Source organism: Candidatus Methylospira mobilis (assembly GCF_009498235.1).
GTDB lineage: Bacteria > Pseudomonadota > Gammaproteobacteria > Methylococcales > Methylococcaceae > Methylospira > Methylospira mobilis.
On sequence record NZ_CP044205.1, the window covers coordinates 1,149,616 to 1,175,613 of the forward strand.

General features: G+C 54.1%; 27 protein-coding genes, 1 tRNA gene and 1 pseudogene. 10 read left to right on the top strand and 19 right to left on the bottom strand.

The window, feature by feature from the left end; genetic code table 11:
* Positions 1-218: 218 nt before the first annotated feature.
* Together F6R98_RS04975 and F6R98_RS04980 are read left to right on the top strand one after the other, a co-directional pair.
* Positions 219-2,690, top strand: coding sequence for a phosphoketolase family protein (locus F6R98_RS04975; protein WP_153248042.1), 2,472 nt, complete (start codon positions 219-221; stop codon positions 2,688-2,690).
* The gene (locus tag F6R98_RS04980; protein WP_153248043.1) at positions 2,668-3,828 is read left to right on the top strand and encodes an acetate/propionate family kinase; all 1,161 of its coding nucleotides are present in this window, start codon (positions 2,668-2,670) and stop codon (positions 3,826-3,828) included. Before F6R98_RS04975 ends, F6R98_RS04980 begins: the two co-directional genes overlap by 23 nt.
* 62 nt (positions 3,829-3,890) lie before the next feature.
* Here F6R98_RS04980 and F6R98_RS04985 read toward each other — a convergent pair whose 3' ends face one another.
* The 4 genes from F6R98_RS04985 to fae all read right to left on the bottom strand — a co-directional run bounded on the left by F6R98_RS04985 (position 3,891) and on the right by fae (position 7,785).
* Positions 3,891-4,523 carry a class I SAM-dependent methyltransferase gene (locus tag F6R98_RS04985; protein ID WP_153248044.1) on the bottom strand — a complete coding sequence of 211 codons (633 nt, stop codon included), beginning with the start codon at positions 4,521-4,523 and terminating at the stop codon, positions 3,891-3,893.
* A gap of 62 nt (positions 4,524-4,585) precedes the next feature.
* Entirely contained in the window at positions 4,586-6,073 is a 1,488-nt protein-coding gene (locus tag F6R98_RS04990) for a glycoside hydrolase family 1 protein (protein ID WP_153248045.1), read from the bottom strand.
* Positions 6,066-7,274 (bottom strand): MGDG synthase family glycosyltransferase, encoded by a 1,209-nt coding sequence (locus F6R98_RS04995; RefSeq protein ID WP_153248046.1) that lies wholly within the window; start codon positions 7,272-7,274, stop codon positions 6,066-6,068. Before F6R98_RS04995 ends, F6R98_RS04990 begins: the two co-directional genes overlap by 8 nt.
* Positions 7,275-7,335: 61 nt before the next feature.
* A complete protein-coding gene (gene fae / locus F6R98_RS05000) occupies positions 7,336-7,785 on the bottom strand; it encodes a formaldehyde-activating enzyme (RefSeq protein ID WP_194270144.1) in 450 nt (149 codons plus the stop codon).
* Between the two features lie 467 nt (positions 7,786-8,252).
* Between fae and F6R98_RS05005 the strand changes: the two genes are divergently transcribed.
* The 3 genes and pseudogenes from F6R98_RS05005 to F6R98_RS05015 all read left to right on the top strand — a co-directional run.
* Positions 8,253-8,337: transfer RNA gene (locus F6R98_RS05005), tRNA-Leu, on the top strand.
* A gap of 180 nt (positions 8,338-8,517) precedes the next feature.
* Positions 8,518-8,850 carry an Arm DNA-binding domain-containing protein gene (locus F6R98_RS05010; protein ID WP_153248048.1) on the top strand — a complete coding sequence of 111 codons (333 nt, stop codon included), beginning with the start codon at positions 8,518-8,520 and terminating at the stop codon, positions 8,848-8,850.
* Between the two features lie 121 nt (positions 8,851-8,971).
* Positions 8,972-9,348: pseudogene (locus F6R98_RS05015) on the top strand (ISAzo13-like element transposase-related protein); the annotation flags it as partial.
* Between the two features lie 98 nt (positions 9,349-9,446).
* Here F6R98_RS05015 and F6R98_RS05020 read toward each other — a convergent pair.
* The 15 genes from F6R98_RS05020 to parA form a co-directional block, all read right to left on the bottom strand.
* The gene (locus F6R98_RS05020; protein WP_228125099.1) at positions 9,447-10,130 is read right to left on the bottom strand and encodes a lysophospholipid acyltransferase family protein; all 684 of its coding nucleotides are present in this window, start codon (positions 10,128-10,130) and stop codon (positions 9,447-9,449) included.
* 43 nt (positions 10,131-10,173) lie between these two features.
* Positions 10,174-10,713: a D-glycero-beta-D-manno-heptose 1,7-bisphosphate 7-phosphatase gene (gene gmhB, locus F6R98_RS05025; protein WP_153248050.1), complete on the bottom strand. Its 540-nt coding sequence runs from the start codon at positions 10,711-10,713 to the stop codon at positions 10,174-10,176.
* A 5-nt stretch (positions 10,714-10,718) separates the two neighbouring features.
* Entirely contained in the window at positions 10,719-12,791 is a 2,073-nt protein-coding gene (gene glyS, locus F6R98_RS05030; protein ID WP_153248051.1) for a glycine--tRNA ligase subunit beta, read from the bottom strand.
* Entirely contained in the window at positions 12,784-13,725 is a 942-nt protein-coding gene (gene glyQ, locus F6R98_RS05035; RefSeq protein WP_194270145.1) for a glycine--tRNA ligase subunit alpha, read from the bottom strand. Before glyQ ends, glyS begins: the two co-directional genes overlap by 8 nt.
* Before the next feature lie 264 nt (positions 13,726-13,989).
* Entirely contained in the window at positions 13,990-14,361 is a 372-nt protein-coding gene (locus F6R98_RS05040) for a hypothetical protein (protein WP_153248053.1), read from the bottom strand.
* Between the two features lie 269 nt (positions 14,362-14,630).
* Positions 14,631-15,131: a DUF1249 domain-containing protein gene (locus F6R98_RS05045; protein ID WP_153248054.1), complete on the bottom strand. Its 501-nt coding sequence runs from the start codon at positions 15,129-15,131 to the stop codon at positions 14,631-14,633.
* Entirely contained in the window at positions 15,128-15,532 is a 405-nt protein-coding gene (locus F6R98_RS05050; RefSeq protein ID WP_153248055.1) for a 6-pyruvoyl trahydropterin synthase family protein, read from the bottom strand. Before F6R98_RS05050 ends, F6R98_RS05045 begins: the two co-directional genes overlap by 4 nt.
* Before the next feature lie 32 nt (positions 15,533-15,564).
* Positions 15,565-15,855 (bottom strand): hypothetical protein, encoded by a 291-nt coding sequence (locus F6R98_RS05055; RefSeq protein WP_153248056.1) that lies wholly within the window; start codon positions 15,853-15,855, stop codon positions 15,565-15,567.
* Positions 15,855-16,385: an META domain-containing protein gene (locus F6R98_RS05060; RefSeq protein ID WP_153248057.1), complete on the bottom strand. Its 531-nt coding sequence runs from the start codon at positions 16,383-16,385 to the stop codon at positions 15,855-15,857. The genes F6R98_RS05055 and F6R98_RS05060 overlap by 1 nt, the downstream gene beginning before the upstream one ends.
* A gap of 4 nt (positions 16,386-16,389) precedes the next feature.
* A complete protein-coding gene (locus F6R98_RS05065) occupies positions 16,390-17,400 on the bottom strand; it encodes a tryptophan--tRNA ligase (RefSeq protein WP_153248058.1) in 1,011 nt (336 codons plus the stop codon).
* Positions 17,401-17,443: 43 nt separating this feature from the next.
* Entirely contained in the window at positions 17,444-18,439 is a 996-nt protein-coding gene (galE, locus tag F6R98_RS05070; RefSeq protein ID WP_153248059.1) for a UDP-glucose 4-epimerase GalE, read from the bottom strand.
* 81 nt (positions 18,440-18,520) lie between these two features.
* Positions 18,521-19,054, bottom strand: coding sequence for a molybdopterin-guanine dinucleotide biosynthesis protein B (gene mobB, locus F6R98_RS05075; RefSeq protein WP_153250911.1), 534 nt, complete (start codon positions 19,052-19,054; stop codon positions 18,521-18,523).
* Positions 19,051-20,055, bottom strand: coding sequence for an NAD-dependent epimerase (locus F6R98_RS05080; protein WP_153248060.1), 1,005 nt, complete (start codon positions 20,053-20,055; stop codon positions 19,051-19,053). Before F6R98_RS05080 ends, mobB begins: the two co-directional genes overlap by 4 nt.
* Positions 20,052-20,396: a hypothetical protein gene (locus F6R98_RS05085; RefSeq protein WP_153248061.1), complete on the bottom strand. Its 345-nt coding sequence runs from the start codon at positions 20,394-20,396 to the stop codon at positions 20,052-20,054. Before F6R98_RS05085 ends, F6R98_RS05080 begins: the two co-directional genes overlap by 4 nt.
* Positions 20,397-20,398: 2 nt before the next feature.
* Positions 20,399-21,022, bottom strand: coding sequence for a ParA family partition ATPase (parA, locus tag F6R98_RS05090; protein WP_153248062.1), 624 nt, complete (start codon positions 21,020-21,022; stop codon positions 20,399-20,401).
* Between the two features lie 256 nt (positions 21,023-21,278).
* Between parA and cysT the strand changes: the two genes are divergently transcribed.
* The 5 genes from cysT to modC all read left to right on the top strand — a co-directional run bounded on the left by cysT (position 21,279) and on the right by modC (position 25,998).
* Positions 21,279-22,127, top strand: coding sequence for a sulfate ABC transporter permease subunit CysT (cysT, locus tag F6R98_RS05095; RefSeq protein WP_228125100.1), 849 nt, complete (start codon positions 21,279-21,281; stop codon positions 22,125-22,127).
* A 15-nt stretch (positions 22,128-22,142) separates the two neighbouring features.
* The gene (gene cysW, locus F6R98_RS05100) at positions 22,143-22,991 is read left to right on the top strand and encodes a sulfate ABC transporter permease subunit CysW (protein ID WP_153248063.1); all 849 of its coding nucleotides are present in this window, start codon (positions 22,143-22,145) and stop codon (positions 22,989-22,991) included.
* 19 nt (positions 22,992-23,010) lie between these two features.
* On the top strand, positions 23,011-24,096 hold the full coding sequence (locus tag F6R98_RS05105; protein WP_153248064.1) for a sulfate/molybdate ABC transporter ATP-binding protein: 1,086 nt from the start codon (positions 23,011-23,013) through the stop codon (positions 24,094-24,096).
* A 98-nt stretch (positions 24,097-24,194) separates the two neighbouring features.
* Positions 24,195-24,914 (top strand): molybdate ABC transporter permease subunit, encoded by a 720-nt coding sequence (gene modB, locus F6R98_RS05110; RefSeq protein ID WP_153248065.1) that lies wholly within the window; start codon positions 24,195-24,197, stop codon positions 24,912-24,914.
* Positions 24,901-25,998, top strand: a complete 1,098-nt coding sequence (gene modC / locus F6R98_RS05115) for a molybdenum ABC transporter ATP-binding protein (protein WP_153248066.1) — start codon at positions 24,901-24,903, stop codon at positions 25,996-25,998. Before modB ends, modC begins: the two co-directional genes overlap by 14 nt.

The following is a 25,998-nucleotide window of genomic DNA, read 5'->3' on the forward strand; positions in this document are numbered from 1 at the left end:
TCGAGGAAATTACTCGCGCACTAGCCCGACAGGGATGTTTCCGGAGTTTGCGATGCCCGTTGCAGGAATAATTTCTGCTCGTCATCGCCGCTTACGCGTTTTGTAACAATAGAATGTGTACGCTATATGTCTAATTGTTAATACCTCGCGTATTTCAGGGATATCATGTATCGAGACGAGGTATCCAGTTTCCGATTAACCCAATCCAAGGAGCACTTATGACCGGAGTTTCAAATATCTCAGCAAGCAGCTTGTCAGGAGATCAGTCGCTTAGCGCTTTTGGCAAAGCGCGCGCTACAGTCGACGGCGCTCCGCTGGCGCCCGATGAGCTGGTCGGAATGCATGCGTTCTGGCGCGCATGCAACTATCTGGCTGTAGGGATGATTTATCTCCGCGATAATCCGTTGCTGCGCGAGCCGCTGAAACCTGAGCATATTAAAAATCGCCTGCTTGGACACTGGGGCGCAAGCCCGGCGCTCTCGTTTTCCTATACGCATTTAAGCCGGATCATCAGGAAAAACGACCTGGATATCATTTTCATGGCGGGTCCGGGCCATGGCGCGCCGGGCGTGCTTGCGCCGGTTTATCTGGAGGGCAGCTATTCGGAAATCTATCCGGATAAAAGCCTGGACGAAGAAGGTTTGCTGCGGTTTTTCCGGCAATTTTCTTTCCCGGGCGGTATCGGCAGCCATTGCACCCCGGAAACGCCGGGCTCCATTCATGAGGGCGGCGAACTGGGCTATGTGTTGTCGCACGCCTGCGGCGCGGCATTCGATAACCCGGATTTGATCGTAGCGGCGGTGGTCGGCGACGGCGAAGCCGAAACCGGCCCGCTGGCCACCTCCTGGCACATCAGCAAGTTCCTGAATCCGATCCGTGATGGCGCGGTGCTGCCGATCCTGAATCTGAACGGTTACAAGATCAATAATCCGACCTTGCTGGCGCGCATCAGCCATCAGGAGCTGGAAGCGCTGTTTGTCGGCTACGGATACAAGCCTTATTTCGTCGAAGGCTCCGATCCCGAAACCATGCATCAGGCCATGGCTGCGACGCTGGATCAGTGCGTGAAGGATATACATGCGGCGCAACAGGAAGCGCGCAGCAGCGGCGTCGCCACGCGCCCGCGCTGGCCGATGATCGTGCTGAGAACGCCGAAAGGCTGGACCGGGCCGGGCGAAGTCCACGGTCACAAGGTTGAAGGCTTCTGGCGCGCGCATCAGGTGCCGGTCGGCGATGTGAAGAAAAATCCGGAGAGTCTGAAACTGCTGGAAAATTGGCTGCACAGCTATAAGCCGGAAGAGTTGTTCGACAGTAACGGCGCGCCGAGCTCTGCATTTGCGAATTTACTGCCCGCCGGTAATCGCCGCATGGGTTCCAATCCACATGCGAATGGCGGCTTGCTGCGCAAGGCTCTGCGTATGCCGGATTTCCGCGATTACGCGGTCGAAGTCCTGCATCCGGGGCAGAGCGAAGCGGAAAACACGGTGCCGATGGCAAAATTTCTGCGCGACATCATGAAAGCCAACATGAACAACTTCCGCGTGTTCGGCCCGGATGAAAACACCTCGAACAAGCTCGGGGCGATATACGAGGTCAGCAAGAAATTCTGGATTGCCGAGTATTTTCCGGAAGATTCGGATGGCACCGAACTGTCCACCGACGGTCGCGTCATCGAAATGCTCAGCGAACACACCATGGAAGGCATGCTGGAAGGCTATCTGCTGACCGGCCGCCACGGTTTCTTCTCTACCTACGAAGCATTCGTGCATGTGATCGATTCCATGTACAACCAGCACGCGAAGTGGCTGTCTATCTGCAATCACCTGCCGTGGCGGCAGAATATTTCGTCGCTGAACCTGTTGATCACTTCCACGGTATGGCGTCAGGATCACAACGGTTTCACCCATCAGGACCCCGGTTTTCTGGATGTGGTGGTTAATAAAAGCGCCGAGGTGACGCGCATCTACCTGCCGCCGGACGCCAATACTCTGCTGTCGGTGGCCGATCACTGCCTGGTTTCGCAAAACTATGTGAATGTCATTGTCTGCGACAAGCAATTGCATTTGCAGTATCTGGACATGGAAGCGGCGGTTATTCACTGCACCAAGGGTGTCAGTATCTGGGATTGGGCCAGCAACGATTACGGTGTGGAGCCCGATCTGGTCATGGCTTGCGCCGGCGATGTGCCTACCCAGGAAGCGCTGGCGGCAACCGCCTTGCTGAACGACGAGTTCCCGGATTTGAAAATCCGCTTTATCAATGTTGTCGATCTGCTGCGTCTGCAGCCGGAATCCGAACATTGCCACGGTTTGAGCGACCGTGACTTCGATGGCCTGTTTACCCGCGACAAGCCGATTATTTTCAACTTCCATGGCTATCCCTGGCTGATACACCGTCTGGCTTATCGCCGCACCAATCATGCCAACATGCATGTGCGCGGATACAAGGAAAAGGGTAATATCAACACGCCGCTGGAATTGGCGATCAGTAATCAGATCGACCGCTTCAGTCTGGCGATAGACGCGATCGACCGCGTGGAAAAACTGAGAGTAGTCGGCGCGCATGCCAAGGAGCGCTTCCGTAACCAGCAGATCGCCTGCCGTGCTTATGCGCATACGCACGGTGTCGACAATCCTGAAATCGTAAACTGGCGTTGGCCGGTGCGCCATGCAACAGATAGCGGTAGTTAACGCGGGATCGTCGACGCTCAAATTATCGCTTTTCGAGGGCTGCATCAGGCGGCTCAGCGTATTGGCAGACCGGCTTGACGGGCCTGATTCGCGGGTCTCGATTCGCAATGAGGATGGAGCGGTCTGTTTCGATGCTGTCATTGCTGTCGATGGCCATCACGGCGCATTGGCTTGGCTGTTCGACTGGCTTGCGGCCGAAAGGCCGCAGATCCGTCTGATGGCTGTCGGTCATCGCGTGGTGCACGGCGGTGATTTGTTGACGGAATCGGTCCTGGTCACCCCTGCGATTTGCGAGCAGATACGCGCGTTGATTCCACTGGCGCCTTTGCATCAGGAGCTTAACCTGGATGCAATTGAGTTTATCGCAAGGCGTTTTCCGGAACTTCCTCAGGTTGCCTGCTTCGATACTGCGTTCCATACGACGGCGGGACCCATGGAACGCATGTTCGCGTTGCCGCGCCGTTACCTGGAACAAGGCATACGCCGTTACGGTTTTCATGGACTGTCGTATGAATATATCTCCGGCCGCCTGCATGTCATGGAAACGGATTTGGCGGGCGGACGCAGCATCGTCTGTCACTTGGGTAATGGCGCCAGTCTCTGTGCGATGAAACGTGGACGCAGCATGGCGACGACCATGGCGTTTACCGCGCTGGAAGGTTTGCCGATGGGAACGCGTTGCGGCTCGATAGATCCAGGCGTGTTGCTGTATCTGCTGGAGCACGAAAAAATGTCGGCGGCGGAATTGTCCGATCTCCTATACAGGAAGTCCGGTCTGCTGGGTATTTCCGGTATCAGCCAGGATATGCGGGATCTGCTGGCAGACAATACGCCGACGGCAGCAGAAGCCGTGGAGTATTTCTGCTATCGCATAGCCAGAGAAATCGGCTCGCTGGCTGCAGTTTTGGGGGGGCTCGATACGCTGGTGTTTACCGGCGGCATAGGGGAGCATGCGCAATGGGTGCGTGCGCGCGTTTGCGCCTTGTCGCGCTGGCTGGGCGTCGATATCGATTTGTCCGCCAATACCCGTCATGCCGATGTTCTCAGTACCTGGAGCAGCGCCGTGCGCGTGCTGATCATACCGGCGAACGAAGAAAGCGTGATTGCCGGACACACCGTCCGCATCGCGATGCAATAGTGGCTTTGCGCGGCTGGTCCGCCGCGCAAAGCACACTTAATCGGGAGCGGGAGCCAAAGACCTTACCCTGATTTTTTGGCGACAACGACCATGCTCTTCCATAAGTAAGGTATACGCCCGACGCCGTGGAACCCGATCACGCTGAAACCGTTTTCAACAAGGAGCGTAGTGAGCGTCTCCCTGCTCCAAAACTTGATATGTCCTCCATGCCAAAGCGGATTGTGATGAAAATCCCATTTGTTAACGATGGATAGCGCCAGGTTTTTCAGGTAGCCGTGGTAGGGCGTGCTGATTATGAGATAACCGTCGTCCTTGAGTATCTGTTTCGCATAGACCGGCAGCAGATGCGGGGAGAAAAGATGCTCTATGACTTCCGTAGAAATAACGGCGTCGAAGGGTCTTTCGGCAGCCAGAAGCGCCTGGGGATCATCCTGGACGCCGAAGTTGTAAAAGTGAATATCCCGGTAGGCGGAGCGCGCAATCTCAACGCCTTTGGCATCATATTCAACGCCCGCTACTTCGTAGCCCTGGGCAGCCAGCATGGCGCATAACGCTCCATTACCCGCACCTAAATCCACCACTCGCTTGACATCCAACCTGTTAAGCAGCTTAAGAATGAATGGCGCGATGTATCCGCAAGAACATGGGGCTTCGACTGAACTCCAGCCGTAATTATCTGCAACGTCGTTCTTCATATGCTTTTCCGGTAGGCAAAGGTTTTGGGGAGGGCGATATTCGGGGGTAAATTGTTTGCGCTTCACATTTTAGCTTTAATCGCCTGGCTGTATGTTTCTGACGGGCAGTCGCCGAAATGATCCTGTGCGAGCCGCTCCATGCTTTGCTGGTAATCGACGCTGAATAGACCGAAACGTGGCGAATAGGTACCCCATTCGTAATTGTCGAACAATGACCAGTGAAAATACCCGAACAATGGGATGCCTTCCTTGACGATGCGCCGGACCTCGGCGACATGCAGACGCACGAAACGGCTGCGCGACATGCGGTCTCTGCGCTGGGAATGCGTGTTGTCCAGCGTGCGCCTGAGCGCCATGCCGTTTTCGGCTATCATGATGGGACGATCGAAGTTGGCGGCATGGTACTGACAGAAGAAGTGCATGCCTTCCGGCAGTACACGCCAATCCCACCATTTGCTGCGTATCGAGCCTATCAGTCTGGCGCGTAGCGAAGGGATAGGGTGGTGGTGATCGTGCCAGGCCGGCGCCCGTAAAATATGTGCAAAAAAAGGGTCGTAGTAATCAATGGCAATGTAGTCCAGCAGCCGTGGTCTTTGCGATTGCCGCAATGTTTGCAGAAATACGCTGAACTGATCGATGTTCAGGGTATGCCGTGCCATGATGTCGACCACCCACGCCAGCAACGCGCCGAAGAGGACGTTTTTCAGCGGCAGTTCGGCGGTTTTGACAGCCGTTGAAAATGCGCGCGCGCGTTCACGCAGGAAAGCGATGGTATCCTGCTCCTCTACCTGTTTTTCTCTTAGCGTCAGCAAGTCGAATATCAGCATATCCAGCCAATACAGATCGCTGCAATAGCTATTGATGGCGACTGACGGTTGCGTCCAGCGGTTGAGCTGGTACAGATCATGTATCGTGTTATAGGCCAGCACATGGGCGCTTAACAGGTGGCTCAATGCTTCGAAACCGGTTCGAAATCCCGATCTCGATCCGCCTGGAAACTCGTGGCCTATATAGGTGTTAAGCACCAGCATGCCCGGTTCGTTAATCGTGATGAAGTAGCGAAGCGGAGGGTGTTTGCGGGCCACAAGGCGCTGGTTGATGTAGTGGATACTGGTTGAGACGTAGTCGCTAAAGTATTTCAGCGTGTCGGCGCATAACCAGGCATCCGGGTGCAACCATGCGGGATGAATGAAATGGTGCAGGGTAACGATAGGCTCCAGCCCGTACTCACGGCAACTGAGCAGAATATCGGCATAATGTTCCAGCGCGTCGAAGTCAAAAGGCGGCGCCGCGCCCGGCGCGCGCGCGCTTTCCGTTATTGGTTGTATGCGGCTCCATTCCAGACTCAGGCGAAATGCATTGAGTCCCATCCGGCGGCAATGCGCAAAATCTTCGCGATAGTGATGCCAGAAGTCGGATGCCTGTCCCAATGCTTCGACATCACCTTTGCGTTCCGCTTCCGCCCAGTTGGTTTGCGGTTGTCCGGGCTGGTTGTATCCGCCTTCCGACTGGTAGGCGGAAGTGGCGACGCCCCATAAAAATTCAGTCACCTAAGTCGGCTCCGGTAATATTCAACATTTGGTTTCGTTGCTGGCGTGATAGCGCCAGAGGCGGCAACCGGTCTTCGATCAGGGTGTCGACTACCGTTAGCGCTGCATGGGGTTTGGCGATGCGCCGGGCATTATGGCGCATCTGCGCCAAGCGTTCCGGATTATCCAGCAGGCGCTCTATTTTCCAGGACAGCGTGCAAGGTTCATTGCATTTAATGGCGACGCCTTGCTCCAGCAGGTGATCGCTGTTGCGTTCCTCCTGTCCGGGGATCGGGTTGACGATGCAGATCGGAAGCTCGCTGGCAAGTGCTTCGGAAACAGTGAGGCCGCCGGGTTTGCCGATAAACAAATCGGCGGCCTGCATAAGCCGGTGCATTTCTTGGGTATAGCCCATGATTCTGAAATGGTCGGGATCATGGCCGACACGCTGTTCTATCTGCTGTTTAAGCTCTGCATTTCTTCCGCAAACGACCAGCGTTTGCGCTTCTCTGTTCAGGCAGCGCAAACGTTCCACCAGAAAATCGGTTTGGCTGGCGCCGAGCGCGCCGGCGGAAAGCAGTAAAACAGGTAGTTCCGAATTCAAACCCAGTTCAAGTTTGGCCTGCCGTAAATCGGTACGTTGCGAGAACACCGGGTCGATAGGAATACCGGAAACGGTAATACGCTCTTCCGGCAAGCCCAGCATCTGCAGGTAGGCCTGGGTTTCGTCCGATGCCACGAAGTAGCGGTGGAAGGCTCTGGATAGCCACATCGCATGAAAGTCGTAGTCGGTAACTACGATCGACAAATGTGCCTCGAGCTGTTTGTTGGTAATGAGGTGGGATATGATGCCTGCCGGCATGAAATGGGTGCAGACAGTGATATGCGGTTGATAGGAGCGAATAAAACGCACCAGCGGCTTGGTATTGAGACGATCCAGCATATGGCGCATGGTATCGGTGCTCCAGGGCTCATCGCTGGTTTTGTACCACCAGCCTAAAAAATTCGGCGCCGACTTGACCAGTGAATCGTAGAAGCGCGAATAAAAGTCGCGGAACAGCTTGTTGGTGTATTGCAGGGCATCCAGGTTGATGACTTCAGTCACCCTGTGGTCGGCTCGGAAACTTTTTTCCAACGCCTCGGCCGCTTTGATGTGACCGGCGCCGGCGCTCACCGAAATGATGAGTATGCGTTTTCCTGTCGGCGTAATCTGGTTACCCATAATGTTGAGCCGCTTGGTTTAATGTGCATGATACGGCTGCTGTGGCGCGGGACAGTAGCACTTATTTCCCTTGTGCGGCGTATTTAATCGCCATCTGCATCGTCTGGTAGTTGAATTCTTCTATACGGGAATAGTCTTCTGCGCTGGGGTGTACGAAAACGCTGGCGAAAATAAACAGGTCGTCGGCCTTCTCCACAGGAATGATACCGTCTACGAGGCATTGCGTTACGCCTCTGGCTATGCCGCGCTGAGCGGGGCCAAAAATAATCGCAGGTTGCTTGGAATGCTTGATCGCGATTTTGTTGCGCATAACCGTATAAGGTCGGCAGGGCAGGTTCGGTGCCATCAGCGCCAGTAAAGAAGTGAAGCCATCGTGGTTTCTGGTCAGCGTTTTTGCAAAAAGAAGCTCGGCGTTGCTGCCCCTGGGGCCGATGATCAGGTCAATATTAGCCACTTCGTGGCCGCTACCATAGTGTGCCTGACCTGTCAGCACGTTATCAAAAATAGACATTTTTTCTCCGTAATTTCGCTTTGGATGCTTCCCGGTCTGTTGGCGGATTATAACCGTGACTCCCATGATAAAGGTATGTTCTCTCCGGAGCAAATGACCTGCGCAACTGCGGTTATTGAGCCGGGTTTGGGGCTAATTGTAATTTTATCGTAGCTATTCAGCGTGAGCTTTTGGGGCATGACCGAGGCAGTCGTAAATAAGGCGAGCCGGTCGAGAGACGCGGAAGCGTGTCGGTAAATTAACCACGCGCCGTTAATCCATCCTTTCGACTACGCTCAAAACAAGCCATGAGGGCTCGTTGTGGCCATCCATGTGGCCACACGGGTTCCACCAGGCTTGCCTCACTTTCTCTACCACTGACTACGCTGAATAGTTACATTTTATCTTGACTAAAAGAAAATGATCCGCGATAATACTAAAATCAATTGGGAGTATAGTTATTGCTGGAAGGATTCCGGTCTCCTAATGCCGGGGTGGTGAAACTGGTAGACACGCATGTTTCAGGTACATGTGAGGCGACTCGTGGAGGTTCAAGTCCTCTCCTCGGCACCAAATTCTAGATTCAGGCAGTCTCATGCCGTCTCAGAACCCGCAAGCTACAAGGCTTAGCGGGTTTTTTATTGTCTCGCGTAGTCTCACTAAGTATCATCTAATACCATGAGTCATTATGGTATTTTCTATGGTATCGGCTCATACCATGAAAACCGATACCATAAAGCGAGGTGAAAGCCCATGTTGAGTGATATTCAGGTACGCAAAGCCAAGCTCCAAGAAAAGCCTTACAAGCTGGCCGATGAGCGGGCGCTGTATATGTTGGTCAACCCGACCGGCGCGAAACTATGGCGTATCAATTACCGTTTCAACGGCAAGCAAAAACCCCCACAGGCACTGGGTGTCTATCCCGAAGTTTCCCTATCCGATGCCCGCATCAAGCGCGATGAAGCGCGGCAACTGCTGGCGCAAGACATTGATCCCGGCGAACAGCGCAAGGCAACCAAGGTCATGAAGGCCGAGAGCCTGTCCAATAGCTTCGAGTTGCCGAGATTACCGCCAGCGAAATGCTGACCTTGTTAAACAGGACCGTGGAGCGGGGCAGGATTGATACAGCTACCCCGTCTGCGATCGCGTGTTTCGCTATGCGGTTGCGACAGAACGGGCGGAGCGTGGCCTACCGCTGAATTGATGAATCACTGCCGACGGTGGCGGTGGCAACGGCAGTCGGGTACGGCTTTGGAAATTGGAATTACAGAAACTGGCTGACGAGATCAAGATCCCTATTTATCTCTCTCACCAGCCTCCGGGTACAGTAAATGGAACAAAATTGAGCATCGCCTGTTCTCGTATATAAGCATGAATTGGCGTGGACAGCGATTGATTAGCCATGAAGTGATCGGCAATCTCATTGCTGGGACTACCACGCGTAAAGGGCTGAAAGTCCACGCCGAACAGGATTGCTCCTTGTACCCGTCAGGAATTAAAGTCAGCGATGCAGCGTTTGATGGTATTCATATTACCCGAAATGGATTTCATGGCGAATGGAACTACAGGATTGATCCAAACTAACTATGACTGAATATGTCATACATATTAATTAACGGCTCCTAATGTTGCCGAGCCAAGACCTCGCACAGCGAGACAATTAGCTCTCGGAGCTTTGGCAATCAGCCGGCGTGATGCATGCTGATTTTCCTCATCGTGGTTTCTATCCACTCTTTGGCGCGCCCGTTAACTTCCTGCGCGCTGAGTTGGCCGGCATCCAGTGGCGGGCCGATGTGCACTTCTATGGTGCCGGGCAATTTGAGGAATGCGTTGCGTTTCCAGAATTCTCCGGCATTGTGTGCTACCGGAACCACCATGCAGCCTGCACGGGCTGCCAGCAATCCACCGCTGGCATTGTATTTACCGGTTTGTCCTGGAGCAATGCGGGTTCCTTCGGGAAATATTACCACCCATTTGCCGCTACGCAGTCGCTCGTTGCCTTCCTTTAAAACCTGTTTTAGCGCGGCGCTGCGCGCCGAGCGATCTATGCTGATCGGCTCGAGCGTAGCCATCGCCCATCCCCAGAAAGGGATGCGCAGCAATTCCTGCTTCAGGATGAACACCATGGGTGGGAAAATGGTCTGCAAGGCCAGGGTTTCCCAGGCCGATTGGTGTTTGCACAGGATCACGCCGGCTTCATCAGGGATATTTTCCAGACCCGTTACTTCATGCTTGAGCCGGCAGACGGCGGCGAGAGACCACAGGTTGAAGCGTACCCATAATTGGGCCAGTCCATAGCGTTTTGAAAAGGGCAGGGGCTTTGCCAGCAGCATCAGCAGCGCAACGAGTACGGCAGAGCTTGCCATGCCGGTAAAATACACGCCGGAACGTAAATAAAGGAACAGCTTCTCAGCTGTAGTGACGCACGATGTACTTGGCTGCTTCATTGAGGTTGGCGAAATAGGGAAATTCAAAGTCGGGGTAGCGTTCCAGTGTGAGTTCGCCCTTGCCGGTTTCTACCAGCAGCGGCGCGCAACCGACGCGTTGGGCTGCCTGTATGTCGCGTATCGCGTCGCCGACCATGGGTATTCCGTCAAGGTCGACATCGTATTTCTGCGCGAACTGTTCGAAAAGTCCGGTCAGCGGCTTGCGGCAATTGCAATTGTCTTCGGGGCCGTGAGGGCAGTAAAAGATATCGGTGATTTTTCCGTCCGCAGCGGCAACGCTGGCATGCATCTTGGCGTGTATCCGCTCCAGTGTGTCGAGATCGTACAGTCCGCGCGCGATACCGGATTGATTGGTCACTACCACCACCTTGAATCCGTGCGCGTTCAGCAGCGCAACCGCTTCCGGGCTGCCGATAATCGGCTGCCATTCTTCCGGCGATTTGATGTAGTTGTCAGAGTCGTGGTTGATTACGCCGTCACGATCCAGTATGACCCATTTCATATGATTTATTGCAGGTAGGAAATATCGGCGATTTGCATGAATAGCCCTTCTATCAGGGTCAGCAGCCCCAGCCGCTGTTTGCGTAATGCTGCATCTTCGCTCATGACGATCACGTCGTTGAAAAAAGTATCCACAGGATCGCGTAGTGCGGCGAGACGGCGCAGCGCAGCGGTATAGTCGCGCTGCCGTATCAGTGGAGCGAGCTCTTGCTGTGCGCTTTCAGCTGCTTTCAATAAAGCTATTTCGGCTGTTTCGCTTAAAGCAGCCGCTTGCGGCGCTTCACTCGGCTCGTTTTCGTTTTTGCGCAAAATGTTGCGGATGCGCTTGTTGGCGGCCGCCAGACTTTCCGCTTCAGGCAATGTTCTGAATTCGGCTACGGCTTTCAGGCGCAACTCGAAATCAGTTAACAGCTGCGGCTGAGTCGCCAGTACCGCTTCGAATTCGTCGTAACGGGTGCCTTGATCCAGCAGGTAGCCGCGCAGGCGTTCGAGTACGAACGCTTCGAGTTGCTTTTGCACTGTCGCATGATCGAATGAATGCGTGTGTTGCGCCAGCGCGCTGCTTATCAATGCGGGCAGATCCAGCTCCAGGCCCGCTTCAATCATAATACGCACAATGCCGAGCGCGGCGCGGCGCAGAGCATAAGGATCTTTGTCGCCGGTCGGAACCATGCCGGTGCTGAAAATACCGCTCAACGTATCGAGCTTGTCGGCCAAGGCCAGTATTTGGCCTGTAGCTGTTGAAGGAATAACACCGCCGGAAACTTTCGGCAGATATTGTTCTTCGATAGCGGTGGCGACTTCGGCGTCTTCGCCATCAGCCAAGGCATAGTAACGTCCCATGGTGCCTTGCAGGTTGGGGAATTCGCCCACCATTTCTGTCAGTAGATCGGTTTTGGATAATAGCGCCGCGCGTTGCACATGCGCAGTCTCTTGCTCTAACAGTTCCGCGATGGTTTTACCAAGATTAGCGGTTCGCAGGGTTTTATCGTGCAGCGATCCCAGCTTCTGCTGGAATGTCACCTGTTTCAGGTGGCCGAGCCGTTCCTGCAATCGCTGCTTGCGATCCTGCGTCCAGAAAAACTCCGCATCCGAGAGCCGCGGGCGCACTACCCGTTCGTTGCCCTGGCGCACAGTATCCGGATTGTTGCTGTCGATATTGCTGAAGGTGATGAAATAGGGCAGCAGTTTGCCGCCGCCGTCCTCGACCGGAAAATACTTCTGGTTTTCCTGCATGGTGGTGATCAGAACTTCCGCCGGCAAGGTCAGATAGCGCGGGTCGAAGTGGCCGCGCACCGGTACCGGCCATTCAACCAGCGCGGCGACTTCATCCAGTAAATCGGGTTCGATATGCGCGATACCCTGCACGGCTTGTGCGCTTTGTTCGGCGAGCGCTTGAATTTTCAGCTTTCTTTCGGCGAAAGACGCGATGATCCTGCCTTGTGAATCCAAGGTTTCTTCATACGCAGCCGGTTCACTGATCAACAGTGCTTCCGGGTGGTGGAAGCGATGTCCGCGCGTCGCGCGTCCGGCGGTGATGCCGAGAATTTCCGCGTCGATGACATCGTTGCCCAGCAATAACATCACCCAATGTACCGGGCGCACGAACTCAGCGTTGCCGCTGCCCCAGCGCATGCGTTTGGCGATAGGGAGATTCGCCAGGGCGCTGCTGACGATGTCGGGGATCAATGTTCTGGCTTCAGCTCCTTTGATCAGCTCCCGGAAGCAGAGCCATTCGCCCCTGTCGGTGCTTAGTGTGATCAATTGGTTTATTGTTGCATTGCAACTGCGCAAAAAGCCTGCGGTTGCCTTGCTCGGGCTGCCGTCGGCGTTGTAGGCGGCATTGACTGCCGGACCGCGCTTTTCGATCTGCTGGTCCGGCTGGGCAAGCGGCAGATCGCGTATCAACAAAGCCAGCCTGCGCGGTGTGGCGTAAGCCGTGATAATGCCATGAGACAGCCCGGCTTTCTGCAGTCCGCTTTCAACTCCCGACTGTAACGCGTCAATCAGTGTCGACAGCGATTTCGGCGGTAGTTCCTCTGTACCCAGTTCGAATAAAAGATCGCGAGTCTCAGCCATGAGTCGAATCCTTTTTGTTTGGTTGCGGGGTTTTGTCCAGTAGCGGGAATCCAAGATGTTCGCGGCGCGCATAATAGGCTTCGGCAACCGCTTTGGCCAGTTCGCGCACTCGCAGGATATAACGCTGGCGCTCGGTTACCGAAATCGCGCGCCGCGCATCAAGCAGGTTAAAGGTATGCGAAGCCTTGAGCACCATTTCGTAAGCGGGCAATGGCAGACCTGTTGCTATCAGCTTCCTGCTTTCCTGTTCATGGAATGCGAAGTGTTCGAATAATTTGTCGATGTTGGCGTGCTCGAAATTGAATGCCGACATTTCCACTTCGTTTTGATGATAAACATCACCGTAACTGACGATTCCCTGCGGACCTTCGGTCCAGACCAGATCGTAGACGCTCTGCTTATCCTGTAAATACATCGCGATGCGTTCCAGTCCGTAGGTGATTTCGCCGCTGACCGGGCGGCATTCGAGGCCGCCAACCTGTTGAAAGTAGGTGAACTGGGTGACTTCCATGCCGTTGAGCCACACTTCCCAGCCCAGCCCCCAGGCGCCGAGGGTCGGCGAGTTCCAGTTATCTTCGACGAAACGCACGTCGTGTTCCAGCAGGTCGAGTCCGAGATGTCGCAACGAACCGAGATACAGTTCCTGGATATTCTCCGGCGAAGGTTTCATCAACACCTGAAATTGATAATAGTGTTGCAGCCGGTTCGGGTTCTCGCCGTAGCGTCCGTCGGTAGGACGCCGCGACGGTTGCACATAGGCGGCATTCCACGGCTCCGGGCCGATGGCGCGCAAAAAAGTAGCAGGATGGAACGTGCCTGCTCCCACTTCGATATCGAGCGGTTGCAGGATCACGCAGCCCTGGGCTGCCCAATATTCCTGCAGCGCGAGGATCAAGCCCTGGAAAGTTGACGATTTGTTTGCTGGTTTGGCCACGATGAACGCTAGACGGTAAAAATGTTGATGCCGATTATAGCGGATTTGCGGCTATTCGGCTTTATCCTGTCGCTGGCGGTGTGTCTGTTACGGTGTAGGATGCAGGGGGTTCAAAGTCTATGAGGCTTGATGTGGTGCTGCAACTCTGCAAATATAAGCGCTTTCTTTTTTGAAATTAAGTTGGTAGGGATAAACCACACTTTCATTGAAAACGATGGAAAGCATGGTCTTCCCCAGTTTTTTCCGACAACAGCAGAAAATTGCCTATGAGTCGGCTTCTACGATGTTAAGCAAGTACTCCTGTTCCACGCCTTCTACCTCTAAAGAGAAATCGAGGCTGGATGTGTAAAAATCTTCGTGATCACCGACATCGATAGGCCAGAACGGACATTGATTGCCGTTCTTGTCAAAAGCCCACATGAATTTATAGTTGCATTCGGTGGGGTTTTCACTTTTTAATACGCCGCCGACAACCCTGGTGCCGTCCGCATATGCGGTGGAAATAGCCATGACGATCGGGGTACCCGTATAGATCTTATTAGAGACAGGCGTGCTGCCCTGCATTATGTCGGTCCAGGCTTGCTTGCCGCCTTTGGGAAGGAGCATCACTGCTGTGTAATTGGGCTCGTTGCTCATGTTCTTCTCTCCTTATGATTAAAAGATGCGAAAAATAACGCTCTGAGTTCGTTGTTTTGTGCCTGTGCATATTAAGGCTGTTTCAGTGTACTATTTTCTATTTTTGCAGGTAAGCTGTCATTTCTGACAGTCATGCTTACTTATTTGGAGTGCAAGGCGCCCCGCGCGTTGCTGTTTAATGGATGGGGTAAGTGCTCTTCCCGTTTGGCGCGTACGGGTTTCGATTCCGCGCTACTGGCGGTACCGGCGCCTTGCTTTTCTGATGCCGCCTAAAAACTGCCGACCCGTCCCGAGCCACGTTGGCCTGTACTCTCGAACTCGAATTGATAATCGCAACGGATGCAATGATCCAGCCAGGTCGACAGGAAGTAATTCAGCTCCCATTTCAGCGCCAGCATTTCAGCGCCATAGTAGGGTTGGCAACTGCAGGCGCCTGCGCGCTGGTGATCGTATAGCGCTTCGATGTTGCACGCATCCAGATATACGCGCATAACAATGCCGGGTTCGAAGCTGTGATTGCCGGTGTTGGAAAAGTGATGCGTGAGTTGTATCGTGGCAGTGTAAGGCGATAGTTCCAGGCGTCTTAGTAATAAATCGGGGCCGCCGGGCGTCGTTCCCACCAGATCGTCCGGTAATTCGTCTATCGGGTAGGGCAGCAGCCGCGCAAGCTTTTGGTAGTTCTGGTCGCACAGCCGCGACAGCCAGAAGGATTTGTTGGCGGGCTCCAGAGTACACTGCACGCTGCCCCTGTTGAGAGTGGCGTTGCTCATAGTTCGGAATACAGTGCGCAGCAGCTTGAGGTTTCCCAGAGCGCGACGCTCTGTATGGGCAGACCTTCCGTCTTGAGGTAGTCGTATATCATGCGGGCAAGGTATTCGGCGGTTGGATGTTCCACTAGCGTCATGAACCGTTCGTTGGCTGTTTGCAATATTGAAACCAGCGGATCGTCCCGATGGAGCAGCAGATTATGATCGAGCTGTTTATCGATAAAACCTTCCGCCGCTGCGGCGATATCGGCAAAATCGCAGACCATGCCTTGATCGTTGAGTCGGGATGCGCTTAATGTGATCGCGGCTTTGACGCTATGTCCATGCAAATGCCGGCATTTACCGGGGTGTCCCATCAGTCTATGACCGTAACAAAAATATACTTCCTTGGTAATGCAGTACATCGGGCGTCTCTTATCCGAATTTATTAGGTTTTTCAATCGCTTTTTATTGCGCGTATGATAGCGGTAACGCGGAAACGGCTGTTATCCGATGGCTGGCACTCGGTTACTTCGACGAAGGCGGTAAAAACCGGGTCCAGCCCGTTGCGCGGCGTTATTTTTGCGGCAAGCGCATGCCCGGGCGCGCAGTATCTATCCGTAAGGAATAGCAGCCGGGTTTCATTGATCGATAAACAGCATCCTTGATGCTCGCTTTGTTGTCCCGCGGGGTGGAAACTGAGGTCGCAGCCTTCTCCCGGCTGGTTCTGGCTGTCGGCTTGAAGCACTATTCACCTTGCCGCATAAAAATCAACGTATTATTACCGCGTTTATCGTACAGTGATAAACGCTCTGCGTCTTCCCGGTAGCTGCTGCCTGCTTCCAGGGTTTTTAGAAAAAACGTCAGGCTTTCGGGGTGGAGGCAGTGTTTGCTGGGGTGAGAGTGCAACAGGATCAGGGCAATTCGGCCGTCTTCGGCTTCGTACATGCCGTCCCCCTTGAAACAGGGCGATTCTACATTGAACCAGCCGTCGGTTTTGAGTTCGAGAAAGTAATTATCGAGATGCAGCAAATGCCGTTTGTTGTCATGTGCCTGCACCGTCGTTACCCATTTCCAGCGCGCATTGGAAAGATGGGTTCCGTCATTGTAAATATCCGGGGCAGGAACGTCGGGTCTTATAGGCGCTTTTTTCGCCGATGTGGCAACTTTCGCAGGTTTGGCTGTGGTGCATGCGCCTGCGGCGCACAGGAACGCCAGTATTATCAGCAGCCGTGCGGCGAATCGATACGGATTGCTTGGCGTTGCTCGGGCTTTCATCTTGTCAGACCAGTTTCCTGATGCCGGTTGCGGCGCGTATTTTTTGCATGAAGGGTTGGCTGTAGCGGCGCGCTTTTTCCGCCCCAGTCTGTAATATATCTTCTATTTTTTCCGGTGTCTGTATTAATGCATCGTAGCGCTCGCGTGCGCTGTGCAGATGTTCATTCAGATGTTCGAACAGGAATTGTTTCATTTCGCCCCAGCCGATACCCTCTTCGTAACGCTTGCGTAACGCCAGTGTTTGCTCGCGCCCGGCAAATGCTTTGTAGATACTGAACAGTGTGCAGGTGTCGGGGTCTTTGGGGGCGCCCGGCTCAAGCGAGTTGGTTTTAATCTTCATGATCAGTTTTCTGAGCTGCTTTTCCTCTATGAACAACGGAATGGTGTTGTCGTAGCTTTTGCTCATCTTGCGTCCGTCCAAACCGCTCAGTATGGCGGTTTCTTCGGTGATTTCTGGTTCCGGCAGGGTGAAATGTTCGCCGTATATGTGGTTGAAACGTCCCGCTATGTCTCGCGCCATTTCGATGTGCTGTATCTGGTCCTTGCCGACCGGAACGCGATTGGCGTTGAACATCAAAATATCCGCGGCCATCAGGATCGGGTAATTGAACAGCCCCATGGTAACGCCCTTGTCGGGATCGTTTTCGCCGTTTTCTTCGTTGGTCTGCAGTGCGGCCTTGTAGGCATGCGAACGGTTCATCAGTCCCTTTGCGGTAACGCATCCCAGCAGCCAGCAGAGCTCGGCGATTTCCGGTATGTCCGATTGACGGTAGAACACCGCATTTTCGGTATCGAGCCCAAGCGCCAGCCAGGTTGCGGCTATCTCCAGCGTCGATAGACTGACACGCGCGGGTTCCTGGCATTTTATCAATGCATGATAATCGGCCAGAAAATAAAACGGCAAGACATCAGGGTCCTTACTGGCGGCTATAGCCGGCCTGATCGCGCCGACATAATTGCCCAGGTGCGGGGTGCCCGTTGTTGTAATGCCTGTTAATACAATAGCTTGCTTCATATTATAAAACCAGAGGGTTATGTTCGGGAGCGTATGCGGCGTTTCAGGCGCGTTGTTTGGCCGCCAGTTTTTTTTCCCAATCCAGCGAGGTTTTGACTATGAATGCAAGATCATCATAACGCGGTTTCCAGTTTAAGGTTTTTTGTATTTTATCAACTGCGGCTATCAACTGCGGTGGGTCGCCGGCGCGTCTGGGGTGTTCCACCACGGGAATGGGCGCGCCGTTCACGTGGTTGACGGTATCTATGACTTCGCGCACGCTGAAACCGTGTCCGTAACCGCAGTTGAGCGTTGTCGATGCTCCGCCTTGACGCAGGTAATTCAGGGCCTGGATATGCGCATCGGCCAGATCGTTGACATGTACATAGTCACGTACGCCGGTGCCGTCAGGCGTTGGGTAGTCGGTTCCGAACAGGGACAGGCTGGCTCTTTTTCCGGTGGCGACTTCGGCGGCGACCTTGATTAACAGCGTTGCGTTTTCCGTGGATTGTCCAATCAGCCCGTCAGGGTCCGATCCGGCCACGTTGAAGTAGCGCAGTATCACGTGGCGTAACGGATTGACGGCCGACACGTCTTTGAGCATGGTTTCGCTCATCAGTTTACTCGTGCCGTACGGGTTGATCGGTTGCAGCGGGCTTTCTTCCGAAAGCGCATGCTTTTCCTGTATGCCGTAAATCGTTCCTGTCGATGAAAAGATGAAATGCTCGACTCCGGCATCAATGCAGCATTGCAACAAGTTGCGGGTATTGCAGGTATTGTTCGCATAGTACTTGAGCGGCTGCGCCACCGACTCGGGGACTATGGTGTGAGCGGCAAAGTGCAGAACCGATTTGATCGAGCGGGTTGCGAGCAGCCGGCCTACCAGTTCCATGTCTCCGGTATTCCCTTCTACAAATTCGCCATAAAGCACGGCGTCGCGGAAGCCTGTGGACAAATTGTCCAGAACCACCAGGTTTTCGCCCATTTCGCCCAGTCGTTTGACGATGTGGCTGCCGATATAGCCGGCGCCGCCAGTGACCAGAATAGTATCATTACTCATGCGTTGAGTCTCGTTCGATATGCGGTTGGTAAGGTATAACTTACAATTATCCGATATTTTTGATGGATAAGGTATGTGTAACTATTCGGTTATCCGTGCGGTTTGCATGTAGGAGAGTATGAAATCGCGAATCTGTCCGGCATTGTTGATATCAAGATGAGGAATGTTCGTATCAGGAATCGGCCCGTTGTCGCTGGCCAATGCGATGATGGATGGGTCGTTTCGAAACTCGAGCGGGTTATCCCGTTGCTTTCGGTGCAGTTCGATCTTGGGAATATTCGCGTCTTTGAAGCCTTCGACCAGAATAATATCAAGGCCCTGCTGGTCTATCTGCGCCAGTTCCTCGCATAAATCCGGTTCTTTTTGCATGTCGTGTTCGACGATTATTGCGCGCCGGTAGGGGGAGCACAGCAAGACTGTGGCTGCGCCCGCCTGACGGAGGCGATAACTGTCTTTGCCGGGACGGTCGATTTCGATGTCGTGATGGCTTTTTTTGATCAATCCAACGCGTAATCCGCTTGCCTTGAGCAGCGGAATCAGTTTTTCGAGCAAGGTGGTTTTGCCTGTTCCGCTACGGGCGGCAAAACCCAATACCGGGATCGGCGCGTTGATCATCGATAGTAGTTTTTGTACCACTCGACAAAGCGCGCTACGCCGGTTTCTATGGATGTTTTGGGCTGGTAGCCGGTGTCTCTGCTTAGGTCGTCGATGTCTGCATAGGTGGCGGGTACGTCGCCGGGCTGCATCGGCAGGAAGTTTTTAAGGGCCGTTCTGCCAAGGTTGGTTTCAAGCAGCTCAATGAAATACATCAACTCGACGGGTTGATTGTTGCCGATATTGTAAATTCGGTAGGGCGCTTTACTGCTGCCCGGGTCGGGACGATCGCTGTCCCAATCGCTATTGGGTTGCGCGGCATGATCGATGCTGAGTACGATGCCGTCAATGATATCGTCGATATAGGTGAAGTCGCGTTTGTGCCGTCCGAAGTTGAATACGTCGATCGGTTTGTTTTCTAGAATATTGCGTGTAAACAGGAACGGAGCCATGTCGGGTCTGCCCCAGGGGCCGTAAACGGTAAAGAATCGAAGGCCGGTTACAGGCAGGTTGAACAGATGACTATAGGTATGCGCCATCAGCTCGTTGGCTTTTTTGGTTGCGGCGTACAGGCTGACAGGATGATCCACGTTGTCGTGTACCGAAAAGGGCATGGCCGTATTGGCCCCATACACCGAACTGCTGGACGCAAATACCAGATGCTCGATCCGATGGTGACGGCAGGCTTCGAGGATATTACAGAATCCGCTGACATTGGCGTCGATGTAGGCTTGCGGGTTGAGCAGCGAGTAACGCACGCCGGCCTGAGCCGCCAGATTGACGACGCGTTGCGGACGGTGTTCTTCGAATACCCGTTCAATCCGGGCGTTATCCTCAAGTGACGCTCGTACCTCGGTGAAACAGCGATAGTTTTTAAGGTGGGAAAGCCGCGCTTCCTTGAGCGCCGCGTCATAGTAGGCATTGACATTGTCGATGCCTACTACTTCATCTCCTCGTTCCAATAAGCGCCGGGCAAGCGCCGCGCCGATGAACCCCGCCGTTCCGGTTACAACCAGCTTCATGCAATCGATGTGGTTTCGCTTTCAGTTGCCGACGCTTGTGTATCCACGTTGCTGTTTTCAAAAGACTTACGTGCAGCGACAGTGCCGTCTGCGATCGCTTTACCCAGGAAGTTGCGGCCCGGTATAAACGATGAAACCACCAGGGCGCCGAAGACTATGCCGTACGAAGCATAATAAACGGAGGTATACACGGCCTTACCGATCAGATTTTTTGCTTTTTCCTGGTCGGCGATGAGGCCGGCGTCCGCCGTCAATGCAGGTGAATTCCCTGCGGATTCATTGATAGAGGATTTTGGCGAGATGTTTACTGATTTTTTTTTGGTGGTAGTAGTGCTGGTCATACTCAAAACTCCATGATTTCATGAACAAGTGATTTGATTTCTTTAGCGGCTGCGCCTTTCGGTTCGAACTCGAGGACCGAAAGACCTTGTGCCGCGCTTTCGGCGAAGGCCACGCGTTGACCCACTATGCTTTGGGTTAATGCAAAAGGGTAGCCTGCCAATGCGCTGGATACATCGCGGCCTATAGCCGTATTCGCTATTTTGCGATTGACTATGAAGAGCGCTTTGATGTTTTCGCGGAAAACGAGCGCTTCTTGGATGAGCTTGACAATTTCGTCTGCGGCCCAGACATCGTAGGGAGACGGCTGTAACGGAATAAGCACGATATGGCTGGCCATAATTGCAGAGCGCGCTACATCGTTGGCGCGCGGCGGGCCGTCGATGATAACGTGATCGTAAGGGCCGGCAAGTTCCGGTATATCCTTGTGCAGGGTGGGTTTGGCCAAACCGACGACAGGAAAAAGAGCCTCCTGTACACGGCTGGAATGCCAATCGAGCGCGCTTCCCTGTGTATCTGCGTCCACCAGCAATACCTTGTTGCTGCCCAGCGCAAGCGCTGTCGCGATATTGACGGAAAGAGTAGTCTTGCCTACGCCGCCTTTTTGATTGAGTACGCTGATAATCATCGTTTGTTTGTCTTGTAAGTGCAGCCGCGTATCCGCTTACGGTTAGTTTGACATGCATGGGCTCCGGCTTCAAGCTCACTAATCGTTATTTAGCATCAAGGCAATATTTTTTTGGGTATAAGCTTATATCGAAAATGTAAGGCATGAACACCCGATACTCAGCTAACATTATCAGCTGGAAAATCATAGTGTATGACGTTGCCTGGGCGCGGCATGCATCGGCGTGGTCACATTCGGGGTTTGGATAAAACTTTCAATGAACGTTTCGTTAATGACGGCAATAAGAAAACCCAGTGTGCTGCCTGGTTTTAATTTGACCATGGGCTTTACGCTGCTTTACCTCAGCCTGATTGTGCTGATTCCTCTGTCCGCCACTTTTCTGAAGAGCGCAACGCTGGGGTGGAGCGCTTTTTGGGACACGATCACTGCTCCAAGGGTGCTGGCATCCTATAAGCTGACATTTGCCGCATCGCTGATAGGCGCAACGATCAATACCTTTTTCGGGTTATTGGTGGCCTGGGTGCTGGTGCGTTATGAATTTTACGGCAAGCGTATCGTCGATGCCGTAGTGGATCTGCCTTTTGCACTGCCCACGGCGGTAGCCGGTATAGCGCTTGCCAATATTTATTCCACCAAAGGCTGGGTAGGGCAGTTATTTGCGCCCCTGGGCATCAAAATCGCGTTTACGCCATTGGGAGTGGTGATTGCGTTGACGTTTATCGGGCTGCCGTTTGTCGTTCGCACCGTACAGCCTGTCCTGGAGGATTTTGAATCCGAACTGGAAGAGGCGGCGGCCAGTCTCGGCGCGACGCGCTGGCAGACTTTTCGCATGGTTATCTTCCCCAGCGTGTGGCCGGCGTTGCTGACCGGTTTTGCAATGGCTTTCGCGCGCGCGATAGGCGAGTACGGCTCGGTTATCTTTATTGCCGGCAACATACCGATGGTATCCGAAATTACGCCGCTGCTGATTATTACCAAGCTCGAGCAATACGACTACGCAGGCGCGACTGCGCTGGCGGTGGCGATGCTTGTTGTCTCGTTCATGATGCTGCTGACAATTAACGTGCTTCAGTGGTGGGGCGCCAACCGTTACGGCAGACGCTGAAGATAAGAGGTTCATATGTCAACTCATTCCATTAGATTGGCTAATACCGAGCCGGCTGCCGTGCGGTGGGCATTGGTCGCGATTGCATTGCTGTTTCTGGGTGGATTTCTGTTCATGCCGTTGCTGGTCGTGTTTTTGCAAGCTTTCAACAAAGGGTTTTCCTTCTATTGGGGGGCGCTGGGCGACCCGACCGCGCTGGCGGCAATCCGCTTGACTTTGCTGGTGACAGCGATTGCTGTGCCGCTTAATATGGTGTTCGGACTGGCGGCGTCCTGGGCGATCGCCAAGTTCGATTTCCATGGCAAAAGCCTGCTGATTACCTTGATCGATCTGCCGTTTTCAGTGTCTCCGGTGGTGTCGGGATTGATTTATGTGTTGATGTTCGGCATGCAGGGCTGGATGGGCCCCTGGCTGGCCGAGCACAACATCCGTCTGATGTTTGCAGTACCCGGCATCGTGATGGCGACCGTGTTCGTGACCTTTCCGTTTGTCGCGCGTGAGCTGATCCCGTTGATGGAGGCACAAGGAAGTGATGAGGAGGAGGCGGCTATCGTGCTTGGCGCCAGCGGGTGGCAAACCTTCTGGCGGGTAACCTTGCCGAATATTAAATGGGGCCTGCTTTATGGCGTAATTCTGTGCAATGCGCGGGCGATGGGAGAGTTCGGCGCGGTTTCGGTCGTCTCCGGTCATATCAGGGGCTTGACCAACACCATACCTTTGCATGTCGAAATTCTGTACAACGAATATAACAGCACGGCGGCGTTCGCCGTCGCTTCCTTGCTGGCCATGCTGGCTCTGGTGACGCTGGTGCTGAAGAGCGGATTGGCCTGGCGCTTGAAATCGACCCTGGAAACCAGTGGCTAGGATTTAGGATAAAAGTCGCATGAGTATACGCATAATCAATATCGAGAAAAGTTTTGGCGGCTTCCGCGCGCTGAAGGGCATCGACCTGGAAATCAACTCCGGTGAACTGGTTGCCTTGCTCGGCCCGTCCGGGTGCGGCAAAACTTCTTTGCTCAGAATTATCGCAGGGCTGGAGGCGCCCGATTCGGGGCAAATACTGTTTTACGGAGAAGATGCGACACGGCGTCATGTGCGCGAGCGTCAGGTCGGGTTCGTGTTTCAGCACTATGCGTTGTTTCGCCACATGTCCGTGTTCGAAAATATCGCTTTCGGCCTGCGCGTGCGTCCGGCGGCAACGCGTCCTTCCGGTGCGGAAATCAGTGCAAAGGTGCATCAGCTATTGGCGCTGGTGCAGCTGGACTGGGTGGCTGACAGATACCCGCCCCAGCTTTCCGGCGGACAAAGGCAGCGCGTCGCGCTGGCGCGAGCTTTGGCGGTAGAACCGCGTGTGTTGCTGCTGGACGAGCCGTTTGGCGCGCTGGACGCCAAGGTGCGCAAGGATCTTCGCCGCTGGCTGCGCCGTATGCATGACGAGTTGCATGTGACCAGCGTCTTTGTGACCCACGATCAGGAGGAAGCGCTTGAGGTTGCGGACAGAGTGGTGGTGATGAATGCCGGGCAGATCGAACAGATAGGCTCTCCCGAAGAGGTATACGATAACCCCGCCACGCCTTTCGTTTACCATTTTCTGGGAGATGTTAATCTGTTCCATGGTCGGGTCAGCGATGGCAGCGCCACAATCGCCGATGCCGGCTTAGCCCTGCTGGATCAGGCGGAAAACCGCCCGGCTGCCGTGTTTTATGCGCGGCCTCATGAAATCGAAATTACCGCCTACCAGGATGGATCATCGGGAATCAAGGCGCGTATTCTTGATATCCGCCGTTTTGGTGCGCTGGTCAAATTCGAGCTGGAGCGTTCGGACGGGCAGGGTATCGTCGAGGCGGAGATGAATCGGGAAAATTTCCAGGGCAAAGCCTTTATCGAAGGCGATGAAGTGATCATTCAACCCAAGCGCCTGCGGGTTTTTACCGAAATAGATGAAACAGCTGCAGGCGGTTGTATCTAGAGATATACAGGAATTGGCACGGCGGTATATTATGATGGTAATAACGTCCCTGTGTTTTCAGGCGGATTTTTGGCATCACGATAACGGAGTGCACCGCTATGCCGGATTTTCTCTCGCCCGAAGAGCTTTCCGCTCTATTGCTTTCCATCAAGGTTTCGATTTGGGCGACCTTGATGAGCGCCCCGCTCGCCATTTTTACCGGCTGGCTGCTGGCTCGTAAAAACTTTCCAGGGAAAGGCGTGTTCGATGCGCTGATCCATTTGCCTCTGGTGTTGCCTCCCGTCGTTCCCGGCTACCTGCTGCTGCTGCTGTTCGGGCGGAACGGTCCGTTGGGACGCGCGCTGGACGGCTGTTGCGGAATTACGCTGGGTTTCAGCTGGAAAGGCGCGGCGCTGGCTTCCGCATTGATGGCTTTTCCATTGATGGTTCGATCGGTGCGCTTGTCGGTCAGTTTGATCGATATTCGCCTGGAAAGCGCGGCCAGAACGTTGGGTGCTTCGGCTTTGTCGGTTTTTTTCGCGATAACGCTGCCGATGGCGATGCCGGGCATCGTATCCGGTCTGGTGCTGGCCTTTTCACGCAGTTTGGGCGAGTTCGGCGCCACCATTACCTTTGTCGGCAATATCGCCGGTGAAACCAGGACGCTGCCATTGGCTATTTATACGGCCAGCCAGATACCCGATGGGGACATGCAGGCGATGCGCCTCATTGCATTGTCGCTGATCGTAGCGCTGGCCGCTCTGGTGGGCAGTGAGCAACTATCGCGCAGAATGGAGCGAAAACTCGGTTTGGGGGCGGTCGACAATGCTGGAGCTTGATATTGCTGTCAGGCGCAAGGGGTTCGACGCCCATTTCGCGGTGGAAATAAAAGAGCCGGTCAGCGGTGTTTTCGGCGCATCCGGTTCCGGCAAAACGACGCTGTTACATGCGCTATCCGGACTGATACGCCCGGATAGCGGGCGCATTGTTCTGAGCGGCAATGTGTTGTTCGATGCCGAGAGCGGGGTTTTCCTGCCGCCGGAGCAGCGGCGCATCGGACTGGTGTTCCAGGATGCCCAGCTTTTTCCGCATCTATCGGTGCGTGACAATCTTTTGTTCGGCTATAGACGCTTGTCTCCGCAAGCCCGGCAATTCGAATTGAAGGAAATAGTCGGGTTGCTTCATCTTGGGCATCTATTGGAACGTCGCCCCATCGCTTTGTCGGGCGGCGAAAAACAGCGTGTGGCGCTTGGGCGCGCATTGTTGTCCAGTCCGCTGCTGCTACTGTTGGACGAACCTCTGGCTTCGTTGGATGATGGGCTGAAACGCCAGATTCTTCCGTTTTTGCGGCGTGTGCGCGATGAAATTGCGCTGCCGATGCTTTGCGTCAGTCATGCGCTCGATGAGTTGCTGTATCTCAGCCCGGTGCTTACCCTGATAGAGGGTGGGCATGTTTTGGCGCACGGGCATTATCTTGATATTCTGGAACGCTTGCCGGGTTACGCGTCAGGCGAGTTCAGCGAAATGAAGAATTTCTGGCCGGTAGAAATAGTTGCGCTGGAGCCGGACGACGGGGTGGTTCTGGCTAAACTGGCTGGTCAGCCTATCGTCATGCCGGTGCGGTCCGCTTGGAGTCCGGGCCAAATTGTCACCATAGCGGTAAAGGCATCCATGATTGCATTGGCGCGCGAGCGAGTAGTGTGCAGCATACAAAATCAGTTATTCGGCCGGATAACGCGTTTTATTCCGCATAAATCCGGCATGCTTATTCTGGTCGATATCGGCGACGGTATCGAGCTGGTATCGGAAGTGAGCGAGCGTTCTGTGGAGAGGCTGGCATTACAGCTGGGCGAAACCGTCTGGTGCCTGATAAAATCCCAAGTCTTCGAATATACCGATACCGTAGAGAATATAGAATCCTAG